An 11,923-nucleotide genomic window follows, 5' to 3' on the forward strand; every position below is an offset into this window, starting at 1 on the left:
CCGCGCGGCTGACCACAGCGGAGTCGTCGAATGGCGGTCGGTGGCTGGGGATTTCGTGTGGCGACTTCGATCGGGGCATCAGCGGTTGTATCCCGGTACGTGACTGGCACATCCGCGTTCGGCGTCGAACGGGGCGCGCACTGTTAGGCGCGCTGGTGGGCGGGTATCGCGAGGGCACGTCGCTACGGAAGTGACGGGCGAGACCGGTCCGGCGGTTCGGCCGGAAGGCGGGAGGTGTACCGGTGATCGATCGCCTGGGTGAGGTGATTGCGAAACGTATGGTTGCGGACGGGAATCGGTCGGTCCTGATCGAAGTCGGCAGACCGCGGCCCGCGGCGGGCGCCGGTGGTGATGTGTGCGGCTTCCGCATTCAGGGCTGGGGTGAGTCGAAGGCGACCGGGGTGGATGCGTTGGCGGCGTTGTACTGCGCGTTGGTGGAGATCGGTGCGCACTTGACCAGAGCGAACGAGTCGGGCGCGCAGTTCACCGTCGCCGGACCCGCCGAACTCGGGTTCCCGGCGCCACCGACCCGCGACGACATCGCCCACGATCCCGGAATCGAGTACCAGCTGGGCGATCTGCTCGCGATCCGGACACTGATCGCCGCCGACGGCCCGCACACCATCACGATCGGCCGCCCCGTCTGCTCGTCCGACGCCCAGTTCTACGTGTGCCCCTTCCGTATCGACGGCAGCCGCCACGCCGTAGCCTCCGGCCTCGACGAGATCCAGGCGCTGCTCACCGCGATCCGCATGATCGGCGCCTGGCTCGAGCTGCCCGGAGACTGGCCGATCAGCCGTCTGTCCTAGAGCGCACCGGTCGGCATCGGATGGGCCCGCGCACGCTCGCGGACGACACATCCCGTGCGACGCGTGCGGAAAGTCTGCGAAGCACTGGTTTTCACTCCGCGGTGACGAATCCCTGGGCGACGAGCCAGTCGCGGGCGACCTCGGCCGGCTCGCGGCCGTCCACGTCGACCTGGCTGTTCAGGCCGGTGATCACCTCGTTGGTGAGCAGCGCGGAGATCGGCGTCATGATCTCGGCGATCCGCGGGTGCGCTTCGTGGAAATCGGCGCGCAGCACGAGGGACGCGTTGTATTTCGGGAAGAACGCCAGATCGTCCTGGAGCAGAACAAGATTCAGCGCCGGTATGCGTCCGTCCGTGGCGGCGACCGAGCCGAAGCGGCACTGGCGCGCATCGGCGGTGGCTTGGTAGACGAGTGGGTCCTGCATGATCTGCTTGCGCACCTCGCCGACGTCGATGCCGTATTTGCGTGCCATCCCCGGGTAACCGTCCTGCCGGACATTGAATTCGGTGCCGACGCACGTCGCGGCCGCGGCGGGGTCCGCATCGATCAGCCTGGCGTAGTCCGAGAGCGTGCGGACGCCGGTCTCTTCGGCGACGCGGCTGCTGGTCACCAGGGCGTAGGTGTTGTTCATCGGCGCCAACGCCGTCCACACCATGCCGTGCGCGGCGCGGTCGGCATCGCGCACCGCCTCGAATTGGCCGAGCTCGCTCGGCACCGGGGTCTCGTTGCCGAGGTAGTTGATCCAGCCGGTGCCGGTGTAGTCGTAGGCGACATCGATCTGGCCGTGCAGCTGCGCGTCGCGCAGGCTGTTGGAGCCCTGGATGTTGGTGAGGTCGCGCACGTTCGCGCCCGCCGCGGTCGTGGCGAATTCGATGAGGTAGCCGAGGATGTTCTGTTCGGTGAAATCCTTGGAGCCCACCGTGATCGTCACACCGTGCAGTTCGGGCACAGGCTGGATGCTGCCCGGCCCGACCCGCAGCGGCACGGCGCTGCCCGACTCCAGACCACAGCCGCCGAGCACCAGCAGCGCCGCCGCCACGAGCACGCGCAGCCGCCCGCCCCGCCTCACGTCAACCCCCTCGGTCCGAGAAAGCGTTCGGCCAGCGCGCCGAGCCAGTCGACGAGCAGGGCCAACGCCACCGCCAGCACGGCGCCGACCACCAGGGTGACGTTGTCGCGCAGCTTGTATCCGGTGTCGATGAGAATCCCCAGCCCGCCCGCGCTCACCAGGAACGACAGCGTCACGGTGCCGACGGCCAGCACGAGCGAGGTCCGCAGTCCCGCCAGGATGAAGGGCACCGCCAGCGGAAACTCGATGCGCCGCAACACCGTCGCCGCCGACATGCCCTGGCCGCGTCCCGCGTCGACGAGCGTCCGGTCCACCTGCTGATACCCGAGAATGGTGTTGCGCAGCACCGGAAGCAGTGTGTAGAACGCGATCGGTGCGACGCCGATCCAGAACCCGGTGGTGCGGGTCACCAGGTAGCACAGCACGATCAGCCCGATGGCGGGCGCGGCCGCGCCGACATTGGCGATGCCGACGAAAACCGGTGCGAGACGGCGGTATCCGGGTCTGGTGAGCAGTGTTCCGAGCGGCACCGCCACGACGACGACGATCAGCACGACCGTCGCGGTGAGCAGGACGTGCTGCCAGGTGACGGTGGCGATGTTGCTCGCGTTGATGCTCGCGCGCTGGGTGGCGGTGAGGTCGCGGCGGAACGCCCACACCAGGACGCCGACGGTCAGCGCCAGGACCAGCGCGGGCTGAACGAGCAACCGCAGCCGCTCGGCGGCCGGTGTGGATGCGGCGGTGGGTGTGGCGACGGTGGCGGTCACGGCGTCGCCTCGGCAGCGGGCCGCTCGCCGCTGTGGCGAGCCCGCGTTGCGGACAGGTGCCCGACCAGCGTGTCGATGGTGATCAGCCCGGCGAATTCGCCGCGCGCGTCGGTGACGACCGCGGTCGCGGTCTGCTCGGCGAGCAGGGCTTCCAGCGCGTCCTGGAGGGTCGATCGCAGCGACAGCGCCTGACCGATCGGGCTGCCCACCTCGCCCAGCGTCCGCGCGTCCGTCAGCTGTTCGGCCGACACCCAGCGCAGCGGCCGCCGCCGCCCGTCGAGGATCAGCGCCCACGGCCACTCCAGGCCCGCCAGTGCCGCGCGCAACGTCTCGACCGGTTCGTCCTGCCCGGCGCTCGGGCAGTCGCCGAGTTCCACGTCGCCGACCCTGGTCAACGTCAACTGCTTGAGCGAGGCGTCGGCGCCGACGAATCCCGCCACGGTGTCGTCCGCCGGGTCGGCGAGGATCGCGGCCGGGGTGTCGTACTGCAGGATCCGGGACCGGTCGCCGAGCACGGCGATCCGGTCACCCAGTTTCACCGCCTCGGTGAAGTCGTGGGTGACGAACACGATGGTCTTGCCGAGTTCCGCCTGCAACCGCAGCAGTTCGTCCTGCAGCAGGCCGCGGGTGATCGGGTCCACCGCGCCGAACGGTTCGTCCATCAGCAGCACCGGTGGATCGGCGGCCAGTGCGCGGGCGACCCCGACGCGCTGCTGCTGCCCGCCCGAGAGCTGCCGGGGGTGGCGGTGGCGGAAGGTGTCCGGGTCGAGACCGACGAGGTCCAGCATCGCGTCGACCCGCGCGGCGATGCGCGCGGGGTCCCAGCCGAGCAACCCTGGCACGGTCGCGATGTTCTTGGCCACCGTCATATGCGGGAAGAGCCCGGCCTGCTGGATCGAGTACCCGATGCCGCGGCGCAGCTGATCGGGATTCATCGCCGCGGCGTCCCGGCCGCCGATGGTGACGGTGCCCGAGGTCGGCTCGATCAGCCGGTTGATCATGCGCATGGTCGTGGTCTTGCCGCAGCCAGACGGCCCGACGAGAACCACGATCTCGCCGGCCGGAATGGTCAGCGACACCGCGTCCACGGCCGGATCACGTTGTCCCGGATACCGTTTGGTGACGGCATCGAGCACGATCTCGACGCCGGACACCGCCGCGGCGCCGGTCTCGGTGTCAGTCACTAATCCCCCTCGAGGTGGTCAGTCGTCCCACGAGGACGAAGAGGCCGTCCAGCAGCAGCGCGAGCACGATGATCAGCACCGTGCCGGTCAATGCCTGCGGCACGGCGTTGGGACTGCCGAGCCGGGACAGTCCGGAGAAGATCAGATTGCCCAGCCCGGGGCCCTTGGCGTAGGCGGCGAGCGCGAGTATGCCCATGATCATCTGAGTGCTGACCCGCATACCGGTCAGGATCGCGGGCCAGGCGAGCGGCAGTTCGATGGCGGCGAGCACCCGTATCCGGTTCATGCCGACACCGCGGGCCGCGTCGACTACCGACGGATCCACCGCGGCGAGCCCGACGATGGTGTTGCGCAGGATGGGCAGCAGGGCGTACAGCACGAGCGCCGTAATGGTGGGCCCGACGCCCAGTCCGAGGATCGGTATCAGCAGACCGAGCAGCGCGAACGACGGCACCGTGAGAATCGCGCTCGCCGCGGCAGTGGCCGCCGCCGATCCGAACGGGCTGCGATAGACGAGCACGCCGACGGCCACCGCGATGAGCGAGGCGACCATCAGCGACTGGATCACCGCCGAGACATGCAAATACGAGTCGACGAGCAGCTGATGCCGCCGGTCGACGACGAATGTCCACAGTGTGTCCAGGGCCGAACCTCCCGTGCCACGATGTGCCGGACTCTCTCTCGCACCCTAACGCGTCGCAGTGGGTCGGTGGGACCGAAACGCTTTGGCGGCCCGGCTGTTCCGCTCGGCCTGCGGCGAGTTCAGGAACCGGATGGGTGCGTGGCGGGCCGGTCTCGTTCGCCGTCGGGCCCGGGATCGGTGGCGGAGCTAGCCACTGCGTCGGCGAGCATGGTGGCGATCTCGGCGATCGCGGGGGCGAAGGCGAGCGCGTTGTTGATGAAACCGTGCATGTAGCCGTCGAATCGGCGCGCGGTCACGGGCACGCCGTCGGTGCGCAGGCGGGCGGCGTAGGCTTCGCCTTCGTCGCGGAGGGGGTCGAAACCCGCGGTGATCACGACGGCGCGGGGGAGTCCGGCGGTGGTGTCGGCGTGCAGCGGTGACACGTCCGGTTGGCTGCGGTCGATGTCGGGCGCGAGGAAGCAGCGGTCGAAGAAGTCGATGTCGGTGCGGGTGAGGGCGAAACCTTCGGCGAACGTCGTGCGGGACTCGGCTTTCCCGGTCAGATCGGTGGGCGGGTAGATCAGCAGCTGGAGCAGGGGTGCGGGTCCCTGGTCGCGGCGCATCCGCTGGCACAGCACCGCGGCCAGATGTCCGCCTGCGCTGTCGCCGCCCACCGCGATCCGCTCGGCGGCCACGCCGAATTCGCCTGCGCGATCGGTGATGTCGCGGAAGGCGGCCACGGCGTCGTCGACGGCCGCGGGATAGGGATGCTCGGGTGCGAGCCGGTAGTCGACCGCGACGACCCGAATCCGTGCGGTGTGCGCCACGGTCCGGCAGAACGCGTCGTGGGTGTCGAGGTCGCCGATGACCCAGCCGCCGCCGTGGAGATAGACGAGCAGCGTGTCCGCGGCACCGGAATCGTACAGCCGGGCCCGCAGCGGTCCAGCCGCACCGGCGACGGTGATGTCTTCCACGCGCACGGATGCGCGCCGCCCCGCGCCGATCGCCGCCATCCGCCGCGCTTGGCCTCGCAGTGTCACCGGGGCCGGTGCGGGTCTGGGCAGCGACCGGGTGATTCGCAGCAGAAGATGGGCGTCGAGATCGAGCTCGTTGCCGTCGCGGTGCACCGCCGGACCGGCGAGCGCGCGTTTGATCCGAGGCGGCAACCGGAGCAATCCGCGCACTGCCGCCGCGGCCGTCCGTGTTGCGGCGGGCACGGCGGGTATCGGGGTGATGGGATAGACCGGCACGGAAGCACCTCTCTTGCGCGGTTCTGGCTCGCTGGTCACGACGTGCCGTCCTCGACCCGACCGAGGTCGGGTCGAGGACGGCAGCATCGATGCTGCCACCTGGGTCGCGGTCTGTGCCCGCTATGCGGATCCAGTCGCGGTAGCCGGGGGTGACGCCCTCGGCGACCTGGGTCAGACCGTAGCCGAGATTGTCGAGCGCGACGGTCTCGAAGCCGCGTTCGGCCAGCGTCGCCCCGTGACAGGCGAATACCTGTACACCGGTGCCGTCCTTCCACGGAGTCGAGTAGCGCGGTACTCGAGACACCGGACCACCCACGGGGCGAGACTTGAAGTCCAACGGCACTGGTCAGAGCGCAGATGAGCACGACATGTCCAGGATCTTCCTCAGTCATTCCAGCCGCGACAGCCGACAGGCCATCGCGCTGCGGCGGTGGCTGATCGAACAGGATCCCGGCCTCGCCGACGAGATCTTTCTCGACCTCGACCCGGAGGCGGGCATCCGGACCGGCGTCCGATGGAAGGACGCGCTCGTGCAGGCGAGCGCCCGATGCGAGGCCGTGATCTGCCTGCTCTCGGACAACTGGCTCACCTCCCACGAATGCGAGGCCGAGTTCCGCACGGCGGAGTACCTGCACAAGCTGATCTTCTGCGTCTGCTTGGAGCGGCCGACCGGTCGCCTCATCACCGACGAGTGGCAGCGCTGCAACCTGTACGGTCCGGGGCCGAAGACCGAGATTCGCGTCGATGACGGCGAGCCGGTCGTGTTCCTCACCGAGGGGCTGCGGCGCTTGGCGGCCGGGCTGCGTGCGGCGGGGATCGGTGCGGAGCATTTCGCGTGGCCCCCGCCCGATGATCAGGACCGAGCGCCGTACCGGGGCTGGGCTCCATTCGAAAGTGTCGATGCGGCAGTGTATTTCGGGCGCGACGGGCAGATCGTCCGCGGACTCGATGCCCTGCGCGGCATGCGGAATTCTGGTGCCGAGCGGCTGTTCGTCATCCTGGGGCCTTCGGGTGTCGGCAAGTCGTCGTTCCTGCGGGCGGGATTGCTGCCACGGCTGGTGCGCGACGATCGGCATTTCCTGGTCCTGAACATAGTCCGGCCGGAACGGGCAGCCGTTACCGGTTCGCTGGGACTCGCCGCCGCGATCCACGAGCTGCGTACCCGGCTCGGATTCCCCGGGCCGGGGCTCGGCGCGGTGAAGAAGGCGTGCACCTCGGACATCGGGCAGGTGGTGGTCTGGCTGCGGGAGACGCAGGACGCGGCGACCGCGCGGCTGATGGCAGGGGAGGGCGCCGCGCCTCCGACGCTGGTTCTTCCCGTCGACCAGGCCGAGGAGTTGTTCACCGCCGAAGCGGGTGGCGAGGCGGAGCGGTTCCTTTCGGCCACATCTCAATTGCTGTTGCGCGAACTCGATCTCATTGTCGCGCTGACCATCCGGGCCGATCGGTACGAACCCCTGCAGACCGCGCCCGCGCTGGCGGCTCTGTCGAGCGTGATCTTCGACGAGCTGAAACCCCTGTCGCCCGCTCGGTTCGAAGAGGTCGTTCTCGGCCCGGCGCGCCGCGCGGGCGAAGCTGGATTCCGGCTGGAGGTGGGGCCGGATCTGGTGGACCGACTGCTCGAGGAGTGCGCCCAGAGCGCCGACCCGCTGCCCCTGCTGTCGCTGACGCTGGCCCGGCTCTACGCCGACTACGGCGGCGACGGTGACCTGACTCTCGCCGAGTACGAGGCGCTGGGCGGCATGCCACATGTGGTCGACTCGGAGATCGATTCCATTCTTTCGCATGATGATTCGGTTCGATGCGGCCAACTCGCACGGCTGCGAACAGCATTCGTGCCGTGGCTGGCCACCGTCGATCCCGACACCCAGCAGCCCCTGCGGCGCGTCGCACGGTGGACCGAGCTGCCGGAGGACAGCAGGGATCTGATCGACGCGTTCGTCGGCAGGCGGCTGCTGGTCAAAGACGAGCGCGATGGCGAGGTGGTCATCGAGGTCGCACTGGAAACCCTGTTGCGCCAATGGGATGTGCTGGCAGGCTGGCTTCGCGAAGAGGCGGGCGACCTGGCCGCGGCCGATGTGCTCGAGCGCGCGGCAGCGGCGTGGGAGGGCAACAATCACGACGAGGCGTGGCTCATCGGCGGGGCCCGGCTGGCTGCTGCGGAGGAGCTGTCGGCGAAGCCGACGTACCGGGATCGGCTCGCCCCGGCGGAGCCGTTCCTGCTCGCGTCCCGGCAACGGCAGCAAGCCGCTCTCGCCGAAGAAAAGCGCCGCCGTGAAAAGGAATTGGACGACGCGCGGGAGTACGCGGCGGGTCTGCGCAAGCGCTCGCGGATCCTGCGAGCGGTGCTTGCGATGACGGTGGTGGTCGCGCTGGTGGCGGTACTGTTCGGGGTCCGGTCGACCCTGGCCGAACGCAGGGCCGACCAGCAATTGCGCGAGGCGACCGCCCTGCGGCTGGTTTCGGAAGCACAGGCGATGCTGGCCGGGGCACGGCCCGGCAGCGACACGCGGGCGATCACGCAGATCCTGGCCGCGCGTCACATCGGGTCGACACCGGATGACGGGAGCGCGCTGGACGCGCTGCTGACGAATGCGGGGGAGTCGAAGATCATCGAAGCCCGCACTCCGTACGGGGTCGGGTTCGATCGCGACGGACGTCATGTCGTGGTGAACTCCGGCAAGGGGGTCGAAACATTGGATGCGATAACGGGTTTGCCCGTGGCGCAACCGGTGATGGGGAATGCCATCAGCAACGACGGTCGGCGCGCCGTCCGGTTCGATCTCGGTACGCGGCAGAGCGTCGTCCGGCTCATCGACGCCGCGAACGGGGAATCGATTGGTTCACCGATCGAATGGAACAGCAAGGGCCTGATCATGGATGTGGCGTTCAGCCCCGATGACCGGCGAATCGCACTCGGCGGATGTTTCGATGGCTTGCAGGTGTGGGACACCGAAACCGGGCAGAGCATCCCGCTGCAAGGACACATCGATTGCGTCAACGGCGTCGCATTCAGTCCCGATGGCGAACGGGTCGTGTCCGGTAGCGCCGACGGCACCGTTCGGCTGTGGGACGCCCGGACGGGCCGTCAGCTCGCGTCTTCACCCCCAGCCGAAAAGAACGCCCACGTGCGCGCGGTCGCATTCAGCCCGGACGGGCGCATGATCGCCTCCGGCGGGTTCGACAACATGATCCACCTGTGGGATGCGACGTCCCTGACGCCGCGTGGCGAGCCCTTGACGGGGCACCTGGACTCCGTGCACGCAGTCGCCTTCAGCGCCGACGGCGCACTGCTCGTGTCGGGTAGCGGCGACAAGACGGTTCGCGTTTGGGACGTCACGAGCAGGCGCCCGCACGGTGAACCGTTCCTCGGACACGACAAGGGAGTCAACGACGTCGCCTTCGACCGGGACAGCAGCCGGATCGTGTCGGGCGGCCAGGACGACACCGTCCGGATCTGGAATGCGAGCCACGGTCCGACACTGGGTGTTCCGGTCGCGGCTCACGGTAGCGGCATGACCACGTCGGTCGATTTCATCGAGGACGGTCAGCGGATCGTCACCGGCGGTAGCGACGGGACGATTCGACTGTGGGACGCGCGAGACCTGCGCCCGGCCGGTCCGACGATCTCCACGGTATCCGGCGGTGTAGCGGGTATGGCGATCACCGCCGACGGCCATATCGCCGCAGCCACACAGCGGATCGTCGACCCACCCGAATCCCTCGCATCGTTCGAGGATTTCCTGAATCTGAAATTCCGGTGGGAGATCGAGATCTGGGATACGAGGGGTGCACTCCGGAGCCGGTGGGAGGTCGACGCGTGGATGGTCAGGGTCGAAACGAACCCGCGGCGAGCGATGCTGGCGACGGTGGGCTGCGCACGGCCCGGGATCGGCGTCGATCTTCGCTCGATCGATCCGGCGACGGTCGACATGGATTACCTTCCCCACGTCATCGACTGCACGGTCACATTGTGGGACACGGCGGGACACCGGATCGGCGCCCCACTCGAGGCGCACACCGATGTCGGCAGCGCGTCGTTCAGTCCGGATGGCGAGTGGATGGCGTCGAACGGTGGCCACCAGAAGGTGCGCCTCTGGAACGTCGAAGACGGAAGCCAGGTCGGAGAAACCATTCCCATGGACGCGACGTCCGTCGAGTTCAGCTCGGATGGACGAAGGCTTCTTCTCACCGACTACCGGACACTCGTCGTCGTCGATGTCGGCAGTCGTGAGCAAGTCGGCGAACGCATGACCGACACCGGGCGGTCGGTCCGCGCCGCATCGTTCAGCCCGGACGGCCGCTATATCGTCGCGGCCCATGACTCGATGGTTCGAGTATGGGACGCGAACACCGGTCTGCCTGTGGGGAATCCGATGCCGGGGACCACCGCAGACGTTGTCAAGGTCGCCATGAGCCCCGATAATCGGCGGATTGTCTCCTCGGGCGATCCAGACGGATCCATCCGCGTCTGGCCTGGTCCCGCGGCATGGCCGGATGCGCTGTGCGACAAAGTGACTCACAACATGAGCCACAAGCAATGGCGTGATTGGGTGTCCTCCGAGATCGACTACATCGAGCTCTGCCGTGGACTGCCGCTTGCCGACGATGCCGAGGCCGGACAGTGATCACCGACGAAGAATCCGTTGTCGCCGCGATCTGGGCCGACAGAATCCGCTGGTCGCGAACCGCCGACCGACTCAAGAAGCGGCTCGACACCGCCCGCGCACTGGCGCTCGTCCTCGGTGGCGTTGGCGCGATCGCCACGACCGTGACCGCCACGCTGTTGAACGCGCGCGGTGTGCCGAGATCGGTGGTCGCGATCGTCGCGGCGGTGTGTCTCGCCTTGGCGACGTATGTGGGCGCGCAGTTCCTGACGCCTGCCGCCATCGGCAAATGGACACGTGCACGGTCCATTTCCGAGGCGATCAAGCGGGAGGTGTACCAGTACCGCGCCGTTGCGGGTTCGCCGATCGGACCGCTTCGCGCGGAGGTCGCGGAAATCGTGTCCGCCGCGACCGATCTGCTGCCGGAGTATGCGGCGACGCCGGTGCCGCCGGCGGTGCCGCCGCCGGGGCCGATGACTCCCGGGGAATACATCCGGGACCGGGTGCGGGATCAGATCGACCGCTACTACCGGCCCAAGGCGCAGGTGAGCGCAGAACGCTCCAGGCGGCTGCGGCGGCTCGCGCTGGCACTGGGAGTCGTCACCGCGCTCATCGCGGCGGTCGCGGTGGTCGCCCCGGGCAGCGGGGCGACCGCGCTCGCGCCGTGGGTCGCCGCATTGACGACATTGAGCGGAAGTGTCGCGGCGTATATAGCTGTCAAACGGCACGACTACACGGTCATCACCTACCTCGCGACCGCGAACCTCCTGGAGCGCCTGCTCGAGGACGTGCCCGCACCCGGCGATGCCGAGTGGGCCGGGTTCGTCCGCCGGTGCGAGGGCGTGATCGTGGCTGAGAACCAGGGGTGGTTGGCGAAGTATGCCGAAAAGGACTAGCCAGGCCCCGGACCAACCGGAGGCGAACGGAGCGCAAGAGAAGCGAGAATCTAGCTCGGCAACCGGACGGCACGTCCCCGCGTGCCTCGGCCGGGACGGCGCCGCGGTCGAGCTTGCTGCCGGAAGCGCTGATGTGTCGCTGTGATCGGTTCAGCGGTCGCCGCTCGGTGGGGAGGGTCGGACGGCATCCGTCGCCACCGTGAGCTGAGAATAGTCGAAACCACCAGGATCCCAAGTGTATTCGTACTCGGGGAGTTCGAAGCCCGCATCGAATCGCCCGATCCGCGCGTCGGTGCGCCGCCCACCGTGCCGCTCGTAGAAGGCGATGGCACCGGTATTGGCCCGCAACACCTCCAGATACACCGCGCGACCGGGGAATTCGGCGGCCGCCCACGCCAGGCCGCGGTCGAGCAGGCGGCTGCCTATTCCGCTCCGCAGACTGCCTGGGCGGGCGTGCAGGTTGTCCAGAAGCACCCGGCCGTCGTCCGTGGGGACGAGATAGACGAATCCGAGCAATGCCGTGGCATCCTCGGCAACGAACAGTCCGGGCGTGACCGCGGCGGTCAAGCGCCGGCGCCACAGCGCGGCCCGCTCCGCGTCGAGCGGCCCGTTGAGGTAGTCGTCCGGCATGATGCCCGCGTACGCCGTGCGCCAGCTGGCGGTGTGCAGCGCCGCGATTGCCTGCGCGTCCGCCGCACCGCCGTTCCGAATCAGCATGG

The 11,923-nt window shown here is 68.7% G+C and carries 9 protein-coding genes and 1 pseudogene; 3 read left to right on the forward strand and 7 right to left on the reverse strand.

Annotated features, from left to right (window positions below; genetic code table 11):
* The first annotated feature begins 242 nt into the window (after positions 1-242).
* Entirely contained in the window at positions 243-809 is a 567-nt protein-coding gene (locus NL1_RS11095; protein ID WP_067837487.1) for a DUF6968 family protein, read from the forward strand.
* A 91-nt stretch (positions 810-900) separates the two neighbouring features.
* Here NL1_RS11095 and NL1_RS11100 read toward each other — a convergent pair whose 3' ends face one another.
* From NL1_RS11100 to NL1_RS39365, 6 genes and pseudogenes are all read right to left on the reverse strand, one after another.
* Positions 901-1,878 (reverse strand): glycine betaine ABC transporter substrate-binding protein, encoded by a 978-nt coding sequence (locus NL1_RS11100; RefSeq protein ID WP_084510486.1) that lies wholly within the window; start codon positions 1,876-1,878, stop codon positions 901-903.
* Positions 1,875-2,645 (reverse strand): ABC transporter permease, encoded by a 771-nt coding sequence (locus NL1_RS11105; RefSeq protein ID WP_067837489.1) that lies wholly within the window; start codon positions 2,643-2,645, stop codon positions 1,875-1,877. The genes NL1_RS11100 and NL1_RS11105 overlap by 4 nt, the downstream gene beginning before the upstream one ends.
* Complete coding sequence (locus tag NL1_RS11110; RefSeq protein ID WP_067837491.1) at positions 2,642-3,829, reverse strand: ABC transporter ATP-binding protein; 1,188 nt, start codon at positions 3,827-3,829, stop codon at positions 2,642-2,644. The genes NL1_RS11105 and NL1_RS11110 overlap by 4 nt, the downstream gene beginning before the upstream one ends.
* A complete protein-coding gene (locus tag NL1_RS11115; RefSeq protein WP_067837494.1) occupies positions 3,822-4,472 on the reverse strand; it encodes an ABC transporter permease in 651 nt (216 codons plus the stop codon). The genes NL1_RS11110 and NL1_RS11115 overlap by 8 nt, the downstream gene beginning before the upstream one ends.
* Positions 4,473-4,591: 119 nt before the next feature.
* Complete coding sequence (locus tag NL1_RS11120) at positions 4,592-5,701, reverse strand: alpha/beta hydrolase (RefSeq protein ID WP_067837497.1); 1,110 nt, start codon at positions 5,699-5,701, stop codon at positions 4,592-4,594.
* Between the two features lie 127 nt (positions 5,702-5,828).
* Positions 5,829-5,936, reverse strand: a pseudogene (locus NL1_RS39365) (alpha/beta hydrolase); the annotation flags it as partial.
* A gap of 133 nt (positions 5,937-6,069) precedes the next feature.
* On the opposite strand from NL1_RS39365, the gene NL1_RS11125 reads away from it, so the two are divergent.
* Both NL1_RS11125 and NL1_RS11130 read left to right on the forward strand, forming a co-directional pair.
* The gene (locus tag NL1_RS11125; RefSeq protein ID WP_067837500.1) at positions 6,070-10,329 is read left to right on the forward strand and encodes an nSTAND1 domain-containing NTPase; all 4,260 of its coding nucleotides are present in this window, start codon (positions 6,070-6,072) and stop codon (positions 10,327-10,329) included.
* The gene (locus tag NL1_RS11130; RefSeq protein ID WP_067837503.1) at positions 10,326-11,204 is read left to right on the forward strand and encodes a DUF4231 domain-containing protein; all 879 of its coding nucleotides are present in this window, start codon (positions 10,326-10,328) and stop codon (positions 11,202-11,204) included. The genes NL1_RS11125 and NL1_RS11130 overlap by 4 nt, the downstream gene beginning before the upstream one ends.
* A 150-nt stretch (positions 11,205-11,354) precedes the next feature.
* Here NL1_RS11130 and NL1_RS11135 read toward each other — a convergent pair whose 3' ends face one another.
* The gene (locus NL1_RS11135; RefSeq protein ID WP_067837506.1) at positions 11,355-11,921 is read right to left on the reverse strand and encodes a GNAT family N-acetyltransferase; all 567 of its coding nucleotides are present in this window, start codon (positions 11,919-11,921) and stop codon (positions 11,355-11,357) included.
* Positions 11,922-11,923 lie beyond the last annotated feature (2 nt).

This window comes from Nocardia lijiangensis NBRC 108240 (assembly GCF_001613045.1).
Taxonomy (GTDB): domain Bacteria; phylum Actinomycetota; class Actinomycetes; order Mycobacteriales; family Mycobacteriaceae; genus Nocardia; species Nocardia lijiangensis.

Excerpts from the sequence above, each read along its gene's own strand:
- NL1_RS11125 (WP_067837500.1), top strand. The coding sequence starts at position 6,070 with ATGTCCAGGATCTTCCTCAGTCATTCCAGCCGCGACAGCCGACAGGCC.
- NL1_RS11135 (WP_067837506.1), bottom strand. The coding sequence starts at position 11,921 with ATGCTGATTCGGAACGGCGGTGCGGCGGACGCGCAGGCAATCGCGGCG.